Consider the following 15,128-nt stretch of genomic DNA (forward strand, 5'->3'; position numbering starts at 1 on the left):
GGGGGAAACTCCGCAGCCGTTTTCGTTGGGCGCGTTCGGCACGGTCTTTTCTTCGGGACGGGATTGAAGCGGCGTCGCCGCTATATTACTCCTACAAATAAGATCGGAGGGATCGGTCAAGGAGGCGGGGATGGGTGAACGGGCGATGGCGATCGGACGACGCGTTTTTCTGGGCGGCGCGGCGGCGATCGCGACGGCGGCGGGAATGCCGCGCGTATCGGCGCGCGCCGATCGGGGCGTGGCGCTCGCACCGACCCCGCCGATGGGGTGGAACAGCTGGAACAGCTTCGCCACTACGATCACCGAGGCACAGGCGATCGAGACCGCCGAGATCATGGCGGCCCGACTGCTCCCGTTCGGCTATGATGTCTTCACGGTGGACATCCAATGGTATGAGCCGGACGCCAGCAGCTACACCTACAACAAGCATCCGATCCCGGAGATGGATAGCACGGGCCGACTGGTGCCCGCACCGAACCGGTTTCCGTCGAGTGCGGGCGGGAAGGGCTTCGCACCGCTCGCCGCCAAGGTCCACGCGCTCGGCCTGAAGTTCGGCATTCACCTGATGCGCGGCATTCCCCGGCTGGCGGTGGAGCGCAACCTGCCCGTCTTCGGCACCTCCGTCCGTGCCGCCGACATCGCAGATCGCTCCAGCATCTGTGACTGGAACCCCGACATGTACGGCGTCGACATGACGAAGCCCGGCGCGCAGGCTTATTATGACAGCGTCTTCGCACTCTATGCGTCGTGGGGCGTCGATTTCATCAAGATGGACGATATGAGCCGCCCCTATGCGCCGCACCGCGCGGAGATCGAGGCGGCGCACAAGGCGATTCTCGCGACGGGGCGGCCGATCATCCTGAGCCTGTCGCCGGGCGAGACGCCGGTGGAGGAGGGGCCCCATGTCTCAACCCACGCGCAGATGTGGCGGATCAGCGACGATTTCTGGGACGAATGGCCGATGCTGCGTGCGCAGTTCGATCGGCTGGAGCGCTGGACGCCCTATCGGAAGCCGGGGGCATGGCCCGATGCGGACATGCTGCCGCTCGGCCGGCTGGCGCTCGGCAAGCGCGACAGCCGCTTCACTCCCGACGAGCAGCAGACGCTGATGACGCTCTGGGCGATCGCGCGATCCCCGCTCATCATGGGCGGGGATCTGCGCCATCTCGACGCGCCCACGCTCCGGCTGCTGACCAATCGCGACGTGATCGCGGTGAACCAGGCGTCGACCGGCAACCGGCCGCTGGCGATGCCGGAAGGAAGCCGGGCGTGGGTCGCGCGGGCGGGGAAAGGCGGGGCGGCCTATCTCGCGCTGTTCAACCTGAAGAATGCGCCCGCTGACGTGGCCGTATCGGCGGCGAGTGCAGGGCTCGACCCCCGCAGGACGATGCGCGATCTGTGGTCGGGCGAGGCGCTCGGCGCCGTCTCGGAAAAGGTCAGCCGGACGTTGCCCGCGCATGGATCATGTCTGCTGCGGGTCAGCTGACCCGCAGCGCACGGTGGGCTCAGCCGCCGCTCTTGTCCGCCAGCATGCGCGTGCCGCCGTCCTTCACCGCCGCTTCGATCGCGCCGGAGAAGAAGCCCAGCATCGCGGGCAGCACCAGATGCACGCGGACGAGCGCATCCTGCACCTCCAGCGTCGCGGCGATCTCCTGACCCATCGCCCGGATATTGAGGACCATCTCGTCCTCGCTCGGCCAGGCGGACTGGACCTCGGCGAAGCCGCCGGGAATGTGCCCGGCCAGTTCGCCGACGCGCGCCTTCATCCGTTCCCGCGCGCCGGCCCGACCCAACCGGTGCGGTACATCGATCGTGACCGGGTTCATTTCGCGCTGACGCGCCAGACGGCGTTGCCGACATCGTCGGCCACCAGCAGGCCCCCCGTGCGATCGATCACGACACCCACCGGGCGGCCGCGCGCCTGTTCGTCGGCATCGAGGAAGCCGGACAGCACATCGACGGGCAGGCCGACCGGGCGGCCCTTCACGAAGCGCACGAACACCACCTTGTAGCCGGAGAAGGGCTTGCGGTTCCACGAGCCATGCTGGCCGATGAAGGCGCCGTCCGCGAATTGCGGGCCGAGCTTGGGGCCCTCCGAGAAGGTCAGGCCGAGCGACGCGGTGTGCGGCCCGAGCGCATAATCGGGGCGGATCACATATTGCTGCAGGTCCTGATCGTCCGGATCCTTCGGCCGGGTATCGGGCGCGCCGCCCCAATAATACCAGGGCCAGCCATAGAAGCCGCCAAACTGCACTTCGGTCAGATAATCGGGGACGATGTCCGAACCCAGCGCGTCGCGCTCGTTGACGACGGTCCACAGCGTCTTGCGCGTCGGCTCCCACGCCATGCCGTTGGGATTGCGCAGGCCGTAGGCGAAGACGCGATGCTCCTTCGTCTGGAGATCGATCTCGATGATCTCCGCGCGGTCCTTCTCCGCCGCGGCGCCGCGCTCGCCGACATTGCTGTTCGAGCCGACGGTCGCGTAGAGCAGTTTGCCGTCGGGGCTGGCGACGATATTCTTGGTCCAGTGATGGTTGATCGGGCCGCCGGGCAGATCGATCAGCTTCACGGGCTTGGCGGTGATCTGCGTCTGGCCGGGCATGAAGGGCACGCTCACGATCGCATCGGTGTTGGCGATGTAGAGCGTGGTGCCCACCAGTGCCATGCCGAAGGGCGAATTCAGCCCCGAGATCAATGTGCTGCGCGTCTCGGCGATGCCGTCGCCATCCTTGTCGCGCAGCAGGGTGATGCGGTTCGCGGTCTTGGTGCCGGCGCCCGCGCGGCTCATGATGAGGCCCTGAACCTTCGCGAAAAGGCCCTTATTGTCCTCGGGCTTCGGCGGGGCGTTCGTCTCCGCCACCAGCACGTCGCCATTGGGCAGGGGCAACAGCCAGCGCGGATGATCGAGGCCGGTCGCGAAGGGCTGCACCTTCAGGCCTGCCGCCGGTGTCGGCATCTCGCCCGCCTTCCAGCCCACCGCCTTGGCGACATGGACGAGCGGGATGAGCCCGGTGTGGATCGAATCGAGCTTGGGCTTGGTGCCCTGGCCCGCCGTGATGTCGAGCCGCGCGCGCTGGTTGCGCACCGTGAAGTAGAGCCCCGCCGCCAGAGCGACGATCAGCAGGCCGGCGAGGATGAGGATGCGCTTCAGCATGGCGGCGTAACGTTCCAACAGAAAAAAGGTGGCACCCGGTCACATTGCACCCGTTCGTGCTGAGCCTGTCGAAGCACCGTCTTTCTTGGGAAGAAGAACAGCACTTCGACAGGCTCAGTGCAAACGGGATTGTAAGAAGGATCAGCCCGCCGCGATGATCGGGGGATGCAGGCGGAGCCGCTCCACGCGACGCGGATCGGCGGCGGTCACTTCCAGCCGCCAGCCGCTGGGATGCTCCAGCGTCTCGCCTTCCTGCGGCACGTGGCCGGCCAGCACGGAGGCGAGGCCGCCGAGCGTGTCCACATCCTCCTCGATGTCGGCGAGGCGCGGATCGACGATCTCGGCCACTTCCTCCAGCTCGGCGCGCGCATCGGCATCCCAGATGCCGTCGTCGAGCGCGACCAGCAATGCGGTCGGCGCCTCGTCATGCTCGTCCTCGATCTCGCCGACGATCTCCTCGACGATATCCTCGATCGTGATGAGGCCCTCGGTGCCCGAATATTCGTCCAGCACGATCGCGAGATGCGTGCGCGTGGCGCGCATCTCCGCCAGCAGATCCAGCACGCCCATCGATTCCGGCACGTAGCGCGGCTGGCGGATCAGGTCCGTCAGCGTCTCCGGCGGCTCGGCGCCGGTCGCCAGGATGAAGAACACGTCCTTCACATGGATCATGCCGATCACATGATCGAGATCGTCCTGATAGACGGGGAGGCGGCTATGCCCGGCCTCGGCGAACACCTGCACCAGATCGGCGAACGGGATCGTCTCCGGCACCGCGACGATATCGCCGCGCGTGACGCCGACGTCGCCCGCCGTGCGCTCGCCGAAATCCAGCAGGTTGCGGAGCATCTGCCGCTCGGCCACGGACAGATCGCCCTTGGCGGGCGCGCCGTGATCATGTTCCTCATGTTCCTCGATCGCTTCGGCGATCTGGTCGCGAAGCGTAGGCTCGGCCTCATGGCCGAAGAGCAGGCCGCGCAGACCCGCCCACAATCGACCGCCTTCAGTTCCCTCCGGCATGACGCCCCTCAGTCCTCCCGGACGATATAGGGGTCGGCAATGCCGAGACTGCCGAGCGCCGCGCGCTCCAGCTCTTCCATATGGTCCGCCTCGGCTTCCCCCAGTTCATGATCATAGCCTAGCAAATGAAGCAGGCCGTGGACAATCAGGTGGGTGGCATGGTTCTCGACCGTGACGCCTTTCTCCGCCGCCTCGGCCGCGCAGACGCCGTGGGCCAGGACGATATCGCCCAGCAGCACCTCGCCATCGTCGCTGTTGGCGAGGCCTTCCAGCATGTCCGCCTGCACCATCGGGAAGGACAGGACGTTGGTGGCCTTGTCCTTCTGGCGATATTCGCGGTTGAGCGTGCGGACCTGATCGTCGGAGGTCAGCAGCACCGAAACCTCGGCCGCGTAGCCGGCGGTGACGATCGCGCCATAAGGGGTGACGGACAGCGCGGCCGTGACGGCGCGGGCTGCGAGCGCGTCCCACCCCGCTTCGGTCCAGGGCGCCTCGACGGCGGTTTCAACGTGGATCATGCCAGATCCGTCTTGGCGAAATCGTCGCCCTTGTAAAGCAGGCGGGCGTTGTTCGTCTTCGCGCAGGCATAAGCGAAGCAGTCGCCCATGTTGAGTTTGGCGGGGTGGCGGCCCTTGCCGTAGCGCTGATAGGCATCGAGCGCGGCCTCGCGTTCGCTTTCGCCGATGGGCACCAGGGTGAAACCGAGATGCCGGGTGGTCAGATCCAGATCGCGGCGCGCGTCATCGAGTGACAATCCGTGGGAGCGACGTAGCGCCGAGACCGTCTCCCAGCAGCTCATCGCCGACCAAAGAAGCGCGGTTTCCGCCGCGATTCTTCGCACGAAATCATCGCGCTCCGGCTCCCGTGCGATCAGGGCGACGAGGGCGGATGCATCGACAAACAGGCTCAATCCGGATCATCCCACAACGCATCGAAATACGCTTTGTCGGCCTTAAGCCCGGTTGGTGGCGGCAGTGGGTGTTCGTCCCGATATTGATCAAGCCAGGCGATCAACTCATCCGCACTTCGCCGGGCTGGCGGCTGTAGCGCGTCGCGCTCCTTGCGAAGCGCGTCGATCACGGCGGCGCTCTTGCTCACTCCACGCAGCCGCGCCACTTCGCTGGCCAGCTGCGCCGCCTCGTCGCTCTTGATAAACAGGGATGCCATATCGCGCTCCGGGATATCCTTATCCTACTTGGGATATCCCGTGCCTTCAAGCGTCGTCCGGCCCCTCATAGGCCTGCACGATCTTGCCCACGATCGGGTGGCGGACGACATCGGCCGCGCCGAAGCGGATCGTGGCGATCTCGCCAATGCCCTCCAGCCGGTTGACCGCGTCCGCCAGGCCCGACTTGCCGATATCGGGCAAGTCGATCTGGCGCGGATCGCCGCACACCACCATCCGGCTGTTCTGGCCGAAGCGGGTGAGGAACATCTTCATCTGCGCGGGCGTGGTGTTCTGCGCCTCGTCGAGGATCACGAACGCATCGGAGAGCGTGCGGCCGCGCATGAAGGCGATCGGCGCGATCTCGATCTCGCCGGACACGATCCGCCGCTCCACCTGCTCGGCCGGGAGCATGTCGTACAGCGCGTCGTAGAGCGGGCGGAGATAGGGATCGACCTTCTCCTTCATGTCGCCGGGCAGGAAGCCCAGCCGCTCGCCGGCCTCCACCGCCGGGCGCGACAGGATGATGCGCTGCACCGATCCCTGGATCAGCTGCTGCACCGCCTGGGCCACCGCGACATAGGTCTTGCCGGTGCCCGCCGGGCCGAGCGCGAAGATCAGGTCGGCCGATCCCAGCGCCTCCATGTAGCGCGCCTGCGTGGGCGATCGCGGCACGATCGTCTTCTTGCGCGTGCGGATCATCACCTGGGGCGGCGCCGACACATCGTTGCGGATGATGCCGTCCAAAGTCGGCTCGGACGACATCTGGATCACCGCATCTACCATGCCCGCGTCGATATCCTCGCCGCGCACGATGCGATTGTAGAGGCCGGACAGGACATCCCGCGCGCGGCCCGCCGCCTCGGCCTCACCCTCGATCTGCAGCTTGTTGCCGCGGGCCGAGATATAGACGCCCAGACGATGCTCTATCGCTATGAGATTCTTGTCATATTCGCCGAAAAGGCGGCCCAGCAACTGCGGGCGTTCGAAGCTGATTTCCAGGCGGGCACTGTCGCCTGCGCGGGCGGGGACTGGCTTGCGGCTCATCTTGTCCTTTACGGCACGAGTCGATTGGGAATGTGGGCCCGATGTGTGACGATTGCCAGTGCGATTGTGACGAAAGAGGATCCTGCGTTGCAGATCGGATGGCGGGTGCGACTATTTCGCCTGCATCCGCAGACCGCCATCGCAAGGGGGCGTTCAGGCCTTGCCGGGGGCGAACGTCATCGCCAGGCCGTTCATGCAGTAACGCTTGCCCGTCGGCGGCGGGCCGTCGTCGAAGACGTGGCCGAGATGGCCGCCGCAGCGGCGGCAATGCACTTCGGTGCGCTCCATGCCGATCGTGTAATCGGATGTGACCAGCACCGCCTTGGCCAGCGGCGCATAGAAGCTCGGCCAGCCGGTATGGCTGTCGAACTTGGTCTTGGACGAGAAGAGCGGCAGCGCGCAGCCCGCGCAGGAGAAGATGCCCGCGCGATGCTCGCTGTTGAGCGGGCTGGAATAGGGCGCCTCGGTCGCGGCCTTGCGCAGAACCGAATAAGAGGGGCCGGACAGCCGCTTGCGCCATTCGGCATCGGATAAGGTCAACTCGTAGCGGGTTTCGGCCGCGCCGCCCTGCGACGTCCATAACAGGGCCACGGCCGATGCCATGCCCATTGCCCCGATTGCCTCGCGCCGTGAAACCCGCATCATGCGTCTCCTCCCACCCTTATACGGTGGAAAGCCGCTCAAGGTTTCACCGACGTCCCGCGCCCGGATTTGAGGACGTTGCGACGGAACAGCCGCGCGCCGATCCGGACCATCACGGCCAGCGCCGCCACCTGCCACAGCAGGGCGAGCAGATGCGGCCACAAAGCCGGAAACTGCGCGGCGCGAGCCAGCATCGCGAAGGGCGAGGTCCACGGCACGGCGGCCGCGAGCATCGCCACCGCGCCATCGGGCTTGCCGACCGCGGCGGAGGCGAGTCCGAAGATCAGCAATTGCGCCATCGTCAGCGGCATCGAAAGCGTCTGAACCTCGCGCACGCTGCCCGCCTGCGCGCCGACGCCGAGATACAGCGCGCCGATCAGCAGATAGACGCTCCCGAAATAGACGATGCCGAGCGCCAGGAAGACCGGCCAGCCGACGGCGGGCGCGGGCAGGGCGAATTGCGGCGGCAGGAAACCCGCGAGGACCACGCCCACGCTCGTCCACACCGCCACGCCCGTCAGCGACACGCACAGCATCCCCACCAGCTTGCCGAGGAAGATCGCGTCCACCGGCACGGCGGCGGCCAGCAGCTCGATCACCTTGCTGGATTTCTCCTCGACCAGATTGGAGATCATCATGCCGGCCAACAGCATCGTCAGGAAGAACAGCACGAACTGCGCGCCGCGCGCGAGATCGAGGCGGCTGTCGTCGCGCTGCTCCGCTTGCACATCGGCGCGGGTGGTGATGTGGACCGGCGGCGGCAGCGCATGGCCCACGGCGCGCTCGGCCCGCGCGCGATCCACGATCAGGCCGATCCGCCCGGAGAGGCGCGGCAAAGCATCTTCGGGCGCGGAGAGGGTGGGGGCGTCGAGCGAGCCCGTCAGCACGGGCTGCTCGCCTTTCTCCGCCTGTCTCTGCAGGCGGGGAAGCGCAGTCTCGCCCAGCCGCTCGGCCAGCACCGCGCGCGCCGCGATCATCGCATCCGCATCGGCGCGGGACAGGATGAGCTGGACGGACTGGCCGCTATGGCGGGGCGACGATTGCGTCGCCATGATCGCGCCATAGCCGCCGCCGAACAGCAGGGGCACTAGCGGCCCGAGCAGGAAGAATAGGAAGGTGCGCGACCAGACCGTCGCGACATAATCGCGCCGCGCGATCACCCAGGCGGAGCGGAGCAGCCGGCTCATGTGGTCGGCTCCGCTTCTGGTTCGGCGCCGACGATCGCGACGAACGCCTCGTGCAAACTGGGCGGCTCGATCGCGAGCGTCTCGATCCCGGCTCGCGCCGCGATCAGGGCGGCCAGCAAGGGTTCGATGCCCTCCTGGGGAAGCTGGAACTCCCACGCGCCCTCGCGCTGGACGGCATCGGCCGGGAGCGCCGCGCGCCACGGCCCGTCTGCCGCGCGCGTGGCGAGGCGCACGCGTGAAGGCAGGCGGCCGCGCGCTTCGTCGATCTCGCCCTCGAACCGTACCTGGCCGCCGGCGATGATCGCGATCCGCTCGCACAGCCGCTCGGCATGCGCGATGACATGCGTGGAGAAAAGGATCGTGGCGCCCGCCGCCGCCTGTGCGCGGATCAGCCCTTCCAGCCTCTGCTGGTTGATCGCGTCGAGGCCCGAAAAAGGCTCGTCCAGCACGATCAGGCGCGGGTGGTGGACGATCGTGCCGAGCAACTGGACAAGCTGCGCCATGCCCTTGGACAGCGTCCGGATCGCGCGGTCGGCGGGCAGGCTATGTTCGGCCAGCAAAGCGACCGCGCGACGGCGCCCCTCGGCCAGCGGCAGCCCGCGCAGCGCGCCCATGAAGGCGATCGCCTCGCGCGCCGTCATGCCTGGATAAAGCCCGCGCTCCTCGGGCAGATAGCCGACCAAAGGCGCCACCGCGAGCGGATCGGCCGCCCCGAGCAGGCAGCGTTCGCCGCCATCGGGATCGATGATGCCGAGCAGCATGCGCAGCGTGGTCGTCTTGCCCGCGCCATTGGGGCCGAGAATGCCGTAGATGCTGCCCGCCGGCACCGCGAGATCGATCCCGCTGATGGCGGCCATGCCGCCGAACGTCTTCGTGAGCCCTGTGGCCGTGATGGCGAGATCGCGCATGGGGAGGCGCTCATAGCCCTGCGCCGTGCCGCATGCCAGCGGGGCTTGGCGTTCCGCTATCGTTCCACCCGACCGTCACCCAGACTTGTTCCGGGGCCACCGGGCGACAAGCGCAGCAGGCCGAGGCGTGCGAGGAAAGGTGGATGCCGGAACAAGTCCGGCATGACGAAGAACGAGAGGGGCGGCGCTCCGCCCTGAACCTGCTAAGGCCCCTTCGTGCCTGACACCCCGACCCTCGAAGACCGCCTGAAGGCCGAGGCTGCGCGTCTTGGCTTCGTCCAGTGCGGGATCGCCTCGGTCACGCCGGGCTGGCAGGCGGGCGAGCGGCTGCATGCCTGGATCGCGGAGGGCGCGCATGGCGAGATGGGCTGGATGGAGGAGCGCGCCGATCAACGCGCGCACCCCACGGCCCTGTGGTCCGACGCGCGATCGGCGGTGATGCTGGGCATGAGCTACGCCCCGCCCGCCGATCCGATGCTGCTGGCGGACGAGGCCGACATCGGCCGCATCTCGGTCTATGCGCAGGGGCAGGATTATCACGACATCGTGAAGAAGGCGCTGAAGGCGCTCGCCCGCTGGCTGGTCGCGCAGGGGCAGGCGCTGGAGCTGAAGGTGTTCGTCGATACCGCGCCGGTGATGGAAAAGCCGCTGGCGATGCGCGCGGGGCTGGGCTGGCAGGGCAAGCACACCAATGTCGTCAGCCGCGAGCATGGCAGCTGGCTGCTGCTCGGCGCGATCCTCACCAATCTGGATCTCGCGCCCGATCCGGCGGCCGAGGATCGCTGCGGATCGTGCGACGCCTGCCAGCGCATCTGCCCCACGCAGGCCTTTCCCGAGCCCTATCGTCTGGATGCACGACGCTGCATCTCCTACTTAACGATCGAGCATAAGGGCCCGATACCGCGCGAGTTTCGGGAGGCGATCGGCAATCATGTCTATGGCTGCGACGATTGCCTCGCCATCTGCCCCTGGAACAAGTTCGCCGAGGGGGCCCACGCCAACCGCGCCTTCGCCGCCCGCGCCGAACTCGCCGCGCCCGAACTGGCGGACCTGCTCGCGCTGGACGAGCCCGCCTTCCGGCAGGTGTTCGCCGGCTCCCCGATCAAGCGCATCGGCCGCGACCGGATGGTGCGGAACGCCCTGATCTGCGCGGGCAACAGCGGAGACGAAGCGCTGACGGCCGCCGCCGAACGCCTGCTCGACGATCCGGCGCCCGTGGTGCGCGGCGCCGCGATCTGGGCGCTGGGGAAACTCGATCCGGAACGAGCGAGGGCGGCGGCGTGGAAGAAGGGCGTTGAGACCGAAACGTCGGTGATCGAAGAGTGGGATGCGCTCCGTTCGGGGTGAGTACCCGACGCCGCCGGTCGTCCATGGCCTCGCGGCGCACCTTCCCGAACCCCGTCACCCCGGACTTGATCCGGGGTGACGCTTCCTCGATCGCCCTGCAGAAGAAAAGCGGGATCCCGGATCAAGTCCGGGATGACGAGCGAGGAATGGCGGCTATCGCCCCAATAGCGGTCGTACATCGATCGGGCTAACCGATGCACATGGCAAACCTGCTGCATGAATATTGGGAGAACCAAAACGGGGGCGAGTTCGGCCCCGTTCGCGAGCGCGCCGACCAGCTGCGCTCGATCCTCACACCCGGCGCTCGCCTCGTTTTCAGCGTTCACGCGTCGTCATGGCATCAAGCGATGCGGATGCACAACGACCGGCTTGGTTACGGCGAATACCAGCCGACCGAAGGCGTTCCCGACCACTTCTATAGCGAGGAAGAAGTGGCGGAGCAGGACGCCTACCTGACAAACAGGACTGTCCGCTAACCACCCTCAGCAGCCGTTGACCGACAGCCATTCCCGCCGCGCCCCCGACCACCTAAAAGCTCCCTTATGCGCGCCATTCATCACATCGCGATCATCTGCTCCGATTATGATCGCTCGAAGCATTTCTACACCCAGGTGCTGGGCTTCCCCGTCCTCGCCGAAGCCTATCGGGCCGAGCGGGACTCATGGAAATGCGATCTCGACGCGGGCAATGCCCAGATCGAGCTGTTCTCCTTCCCGTCGCCGCCCGCGCGGGTGAGCCGCCCGGAGGCGTGCGGTCTGCGCCACCTCGCCTTCGTCGTCGACGATATCGCGGCCGAGGTGGCGCGGCTGGAAAGCCACGGCATCGTGACGGAGCCGGTGCGGATCGATCCCTACACCGATCGCAAATTCACCTTCTTTGCCGACCCAGACGGCCTGCCGCTGGAGCTGTACGAGGCGGCCTGACCGGCTCGGCCGTGCGCGCCAGCGAGGCGATGCACGAGGCGCGATCGAAATCGGCGCCGGTGGGCGTGCGCGTGTCGATCCACGTCACCTTGGGTTCGCCGCCGCCCGCCGGCGGATAGAGATAGGTATCCAGCACGCAGGCGGGCGAGCGATATTGCAGCTTGCGCCCGCTCCCCTCGCGTATGTCGAGCGCGGCCGGCCCGAACAGGGTGGTCAGCGTCGGAGCGGTCTGCCCCATCACGCGATCGAGGCCCAGAGCGGGCGCCGCCGGGCGCAGCGGCGGCGGTGGCGGCGTCGAGACGGGCGGCGCGGTCGGCCCGCAGGCGGCGAGCGCCAGCACGAGCAGAAGCGGGGAGGCGGGATGGAAACGCTGCATCCTTCGCTCTCTTGCGCCCCCGCTGCGCCAGGGCAAGCCGGTTGCCGCCGGGGCGCGCTGTCTCTAGGCCGGAGCGATCATTCCTCGGAGACATTTGTGAGCGAACCCACCATCGATATCGTCGCCATCGGCAATGCCATCGTCGACGTTCTGGCCTCGGCCGACGACGCATTCCTGACGCAGCATGGCATGTCCAAGGGCTCGATGCGGCTGATCGATGCCGATCAGGCGAAGGGCCTCTATGATGCGATGGGCTCCGCGCGCGAGATCAGCGGCGGGTCGGCGGCGAACACGCTGGCGGGCGCCGCCTCGCTCGGCGCCAAGTGCGCGTTCATCGGCCAGGTCGCGACCGATCAGCTGGGCGAAGTCTTCACGCACGACATCCGTGCGCAGGGCGTCACCTTCGTCACCCCGGCCCGCGAACTGGAAGCGCCGACAGCGCGCTGCCTGATCCTCGTCTCGGAGGATGGCCAGCGCACGATGAACACCTATCTCGGCGCCGCCCAATATCTGCCGCAGGACGCGATCGTCGAGGCCGAGATCGCCAATGCCAAGGTGCTGCTGCTCGAAGGCTATCTGTGGGATCCGGCCGAGCCGCGCGAGGCGATGAAGCGCGCGATCCGCATGGCCAAGGCCGCTGGCCGCAAGGTGGCGCTGGGCGTGTCGGCGGTGTTCTGCATCCTCAACCACCGCGCCGATTTCCTGGCGATGCTGGATGCGGGCGACATCGACATCCTGTTCGCCAATGAAGAGGAAGTGCTGGCGCTGGCGGGCACCGAGAATTTCGACGAGGCGGTGGCCTTCGCGGCCTCGAAGGTGGAACTGCTCGTCACGACGCGCGGCGCGGACGGCGCGATCGCCGTGGCAGGTGGCGAAACCGCCAGCGTTCCCGCCGAGCCGATCGAGAAGATCGTGGATACGACGGGCGCGGGCGATCTGTTCTCGGCCGGCTTCCTCGTGGGCTATGTGAACGGCAAGGGGCTGGAAGAGAGCCTGCGCATGGGCGCGATCGCCGCCGCTGAAGTCATCTCCCACTGGGGTGCGCGGCCCGAAGTGGCGCTGGACAAGCTCATCGCCGAGAAGCTGGGCTGATCTTTCCCTGAAAGCCCGTCTCCTCCGCGGTCTCCGCGCCTTCGCGCGCAAAAACGGTTCACGCGGAGGCGCGGAGGCGCGGAGAAGGTTGGTTCGAGGCTGTACTGCCGGTCAGGATCTGACGGGGCAGAGGCATAAAAAAGGGGCGCTCCCTCGCGGGGGCGCCCCTTTTGTTTGCGCGATGATGCCTCAGTGCGTGCCGGGCACGTCCACATAGGCATCGGGCTCGGCGACATCGATGATGCCCCGGCCGAGGTTCGAGCGGCTGCGGCTGTAGAGGAAATAGACGACCAGGCCGACGGCCGCCCAGCCGAAGAACAGCAGGATCGTTTCCTTCGACAGACTGAAGAACAGATAGACGCAGCCGATGATCGAAACCGGCGCCGTCACCATGATGAACGGCGTGCGGAACGGGCGGTGGCGCGTCGGATCGGTCTTGCGCAGCACCATCACCGCGATCGAGACGGCGGCAAAGGCGAAGAGCGTGCCCGAATTGGACACGTCCGCCAGCAGGCCGACCGGGAAGAAGGCGGCGAAGAGCGTTACGAACACGCCCGTCAGGATCGTGATGACGTGCGGGGTGTGGAAGCGCGGATGGATCTTCGAGAAGAATTCCGGCAGCAGGCCGTCGCGGCTCATCACGAAGAAGATGCGCGTCTGGCCGAACATCATCATGAGGATGACCGAGGGCAGGGCGATGATCGCGGCCGCACCCACCAGCCAGCCGACGAACGGGAAGCCGACCTGCTTCAGCGTCCAGGCCAGCGCCTCCTTCGAGCAGACGACCGCCTGTTCGTGGATCGCGGAGCAGGCGGCCGAAAGAGCCGGCGTGCCGGGCGACAGCACTTCGTGGTTGGGGCCGAACACCGGCTGCGCTCCGACCGTGCCGATCACGCCCGAGGCGACCAGCATGTAGAAGATCGTGCAGATGGCGAGGCTGCCGATCAGGCCGATCGGCATGTTGCGCTGCGGGTTCTTGGTTTCCTCGGCCGCGGTGGAGACGGCGTCGAAGCCCACATAGGCGAAGAAGATCGAGGCGGCGGCGCCCGAAATGCCGGCGAAGCCGAGCGGAGCGAAGGGCGTGAACTGGCCGGTGCGGATCACCGGGATCGTCAGGATCACGAACATCGAAAGCGCGAGGATCTTCACCGCGACCAGCACGGCGTTGACCGAGGCGCTCTCCTTCGTGCCCTTCACCAGCAACGCGGTGATCACGGCCGCGATCAGCATTGCCGGCAGGTTGATGCTGCCGCCGTCAAACGGGCCGCGCACCAGATCGTGCGGGATCGTGATGTTGAAGCTCGTATTGAGCCAGCCGATGAAATAGCCCGACCAGCCGACCGAGACGGCGCCCGCCGCGATCGCATATTCGAGGATCAGCGCCCAGCCGACCATCCAGGCGACCAGTTCGCCCATCACCGCATAGCTATAGGTGTAGGCGGAGCCCGAGACGGGCACCATCGCCGACATCTCGGCATAGCAGAGCGCCGCCACCGCGCAGACGAAGCCGGCGATGACGAAGGAGAGCATCATGCCCGGCCCCGCCTTCTGCGCGGCCTCGGCCGTCAGCACGAAGATACCGGTGCCGATGACGGCGCCGATGCCGAGCATGGTGAGCTGGAAAGCGCCGAGGGAACGCGTCAGGGATTTCTTCTGGGCCGTCGCCAATATGGCATCCAGCGGTTTGACGCGTCCGAATATCATGCAGATTCCCTTTTTTGCCCGGCTTGCGTGGCGGGCCGTTGCCGGAAGAGTAGCTCCAAAAGCGGAACGCGCAACTGTTTAGCGATATGGCGGCCATTCACGGCCTTCGCATCGCTTTCCGGCAAGAAGCGATCGAAGCGGCTTGGATTCCGTTTCGGCGCTGGATCAGCGCTCGCGCGGCACCATTTCGAGGAACTGGCGCCCGCCGAAGATGTGGACGTGGAGGTGCGGCACCTCCTGATGGCCATGCTGGCCCATATTGGCGAGCAGGCGATAGCCGCTCTCCGCCAGCCCCGCCTCGCGCGCGACATGGCCCACGGCGCGCACGAAGCCGGCGATTTCCGTATCGGATGCCTTGGCCGAAAAATCGTCCCACGAGACGTAACGTCCCTTGGGGATCACCAGCAGGTGAACGGGCGCCTGCGGGGCGATGTCGTGGAAGGCGAGGGCATATTCGTCCTCATAGACCGTCTTCGCCGGGATCTCGCCGCGCAGGATGCGTGCGAAGATGTTGGCATCGTCATAGGGGAGCGTGGGGTCGATCGGCATCTCGTCTCGTCCTC

The 15,128-nt window shown here is 67.0% G+C and carries 18 protein-coding genes; 5 read left to right on the top strand and 13 right to left on the bottom strand.

Translation table 11 applies throughout. From position 1 onward, the window contains the following. Nucleotides 1-205: 205 nt before the first annotated feature. Nucleotides 206-1,486 carry a glycoside hydrolase family 27 protein gene (locus HL653_RS15650; RefSeq protein ID WP_253718117.1) on the top strand — a complete coding sequence of 427 codons (1,281 nt, stop codon included), beginning with the start codon at nucleotides 206-208 and terminating at the stop codon, nucleotides 1,484-1,486. A gap of 19 nt (nucleotides 1,487-1,505) precedes the next feature. Here the strand turns inward: HL653_RS15650 and HL653_RS15655 are convergent, their stop codons facing one another. From HL653_RS15655 to HL653_RS15700, 10 genes are all read right to left on the bottom strand, one after another. Next, nucleotides 1,506-1,766, bottom strand: coding sequence for a polyhydroxyalkanoic acid system family protein (locus tag HL653_RS15655; RefSeq protein WP_253716945.1), 261 nt, complete (start codon nucleotides 1,764-1,766; stop codon nucleotides 1,506-1,508). A 56-nt stretch (nucleotides 1,767-1,822) separates the two neighbouring features. Further along, nucleotides 1,823-3,154 (bottom strand): sorbosone dehydrogenase family protein, encoded by a 1,332-nt coding sequence (locus tag HL653_RS15660; protein WP_171745342.1) that lies wholly within the window; start codon nucleotides 3,152-3,154, stop codon nucleotides 1,823-1,825. 141 nt (nucleotides 3,155-3,295) lie between these two features. Next, on the bottom strand, nucleotides 3,296-4,174 hold the full coding sequence (locus HL653_RS15665) for a hemolysin family protein (RefSeq protein ID WP_171745343.1): 879 nt from the start codon (nucleotides 4,172-4,174) through the stop codon (nucleotides 3,296-3,298). A gap of 8 nt (nucleotides 4,175-4,182) precedes the next feature. Continuing rightward, the gene (gene ybeY, locus HL653_RS15670; protein ID WP_171745344.1) at nucleotides 4,183-4,692 is read right to left on the bottom strand and encodes an rRNA maturation RNase YbeY; all 510 of its coding nucleotides are present in this window, start codon (nucleotides 4,690-4,692) and stop codon (nucleotides 4,183-4,185) included. Then, a complete protein-coding gene (locus HL653_RS15675) occupies nucleotides 4,689-5,084 on the bottom strand; it encodes a type II toxin-antitoxin system VapC family toxin (protein WP_171745345.1) in 396 nt (131 codons plus the stop codon). The genes ybeY and HL653_RS15675 overlap by 4 nt, the downstream gene beginning before the upstream one ends. Beyond that, nucleotides 5,081-5,341, bottom strand: coding sequence for a type II toxin-antitoxin system VapB family antitoxin (locus HL653_RS15680; protein ID WP_171745346.1), 261 nt, complete (start codon nucleotides 5,339-5,341; stop codon nucleotides 5,081-5,083). Before HL653_RS15680 ends, HL653_RS15675 begins: the two co-directional genes overlap by 4 nt. Before the next feature lie 46 nt (nucleotides 5,342-5,387). Then, nucleotides 5,388-6,386 (bottom strand): PhoH family protein, encoded by a 999-nt coding sequence (locus HL653_RS15685; protein ID WP_171745347.1) that lies wholly within the window; start codon nucleotides 6,384-6,386, stop codon nucleotides 5,388-5,390. 153 nt (nucleotides 6,387-6,539) lie between these two features. Continuing rightward, nucleotides 6,540-7,028, bottom strand: a complete 489-nt coding sequence (msrB, locus tag HL653_RS15690; RefSeq protein WP_216600036.1) for a peptide-methionine (R)-S-oxide reductase MsrB — start codon at nucleotides 7,026-7,028, stop codon at nucleotides 6,540-6,542. A gap of 38 nt (nucleotides 7,029-7,066) precedes the next feature. After that, the gene (locus HL653_RS15695) at nucleotides 7,067-8,215 is read right to left on the bottom strand and encodes an ABC transporter permease (protein WP_171745349.1); all 1,149 of its coding nucleotides are present in this window, start codon (nucleotides 8,213-8,215) and stop codon (nucleotides 7,067-7,069) included. Then, nucleotides 8,212-9,123 carry an ABC transporter ATP-binding protein gene (locus HL653_RS15700; RefSeq protein ID WP_171745350.1) on the bottom strand — a complete coding sequence of 304 codons (912 nt, stop codon included), beginning with the start codon at nucleotides 9,121-9,123 and terminating at the stop codon, nucleotides 8,212-8,214. Before HL653_RS15700 ends, HL653_RS15695 begins: the two co-directional genes overlap by 4 nt. 216 nt (nucleotides 9,124-9,339) lie before the next feature. On the opposite strand from HL653_RS15700, the gene queG reads away from it, so the two are divergent. From queG to HL653_RS15715, 3 genes are all read left to right on the top strand, one after another. Then, the gene (gene queG, locus HL653_RS15705) at nucleotides 9,340-10,470 is read left to right on the top strand and encodes a tRNA epoxyqueuosine(34) reductase QueG (RefSeq protein WP_171745351.1); all 1,131 of its coding nucleotides are present in this window, start codon (nucleotides 9,340-9,342) and stop codon (nucleotides 10,468-10,470) included. A gap of 200 nt (nucleotides 10,471-10,670) precedes the next feature. Then, nucleotides 10,671-10,946, top strand: coding sequence for a hypothetical protein (locus tag HL653_RS15710; RefSeq protein WP_171745352.1), 276 nt, complete (start codon nucleotides 10,671-10,673; stop codon nucleotides 10,944-10,946). 66 nt (nucleotides 10,947-11,012) lie between these two features. Further along, nucleotides 11,013-11,393, top strand: coding sequence for a VOC family protein (locus HL653_RS15715; RefSeq protein ID WP_171745353.1), 381 nt, complete (start codon nucleotides 11,013-11,015; stop codon nucleotides 11,391-11,393). Here HL653_RS15715 and HL653_RS15720 read toward each other — a convergent pair. Then, nucleotides 11,338-11,769, bottom strand: a complete 432-nt coding sequence (locus tag HL653_RS15720; RefSeq protein ID WP_253716947.1) for a hypothetical protein — start codon at nucleotides 11,767-11,769, stop codon at nucleotides 11,338-11,340. The two genes, HL653_RS15715 and HL653_RS15720, sit on opposite strands and share 56 nt — an antisense overlap. 96 nt (nucleotides 11,770-11,865) lie before the next feature. Between HL653_RS15720 and HL653_RS15725 the strand changes: the two genes are divergently transcribed. Further along, complete coding sequence (locus tag HL653_RS15725; protein ID WP_171745354.1) at nucleotides 11,866-12,861, top strand: adenosine kinase; 996 nt, start codon at nucleotides 11,866-11,868, stop codon at nucleotides 12,859-12,861. A 189-nt stretch (nucleotides 12,862-13,050) separates the two neighbouring features. Here HL653_RS15725 and HL653_RS15730 read toward each other — a convergent pair whose 3' ends face one another. After that, nucleotides 13,051-14,565 (bottom strand): amino acid permease, encoded by a 1,515-nt coding sequence (locus HL653_RS15730; RefSeq protein WP_171745355.1) that lies wholly within the window; start codon nucleotides 14,563-14,565, stop codon nucleotides 13,051-13,053. 165 nt (nucleotides 14,566-14,730) lie between these two features. Next, nucleotides 14,731-15,114 (bottom strand): histidine triad nucleotide-binding protein, encoded by a 384-nt coding sequence (locus HL653_RS15735; protein WP_171745356.1) that lies wholly within the window; start codon nucleotides 15,112-15,114, stop codon nucleotides 14,731-14,733. Between the last annotated feature and the right edge of the window lie 14 nt (nucleotides 15,115-15,128).

The organism is Sphingomonas sp. AP4-R1 (assembly GCF_013113735.1).
In the GTDB taxonomy this organism is placed as follows: domain Bacteria; phylum Pseudomonadota; class Alphaproteobacteria; order Sphingomonadales; family Sphingomonadaceae; genus Sphingomonas_I.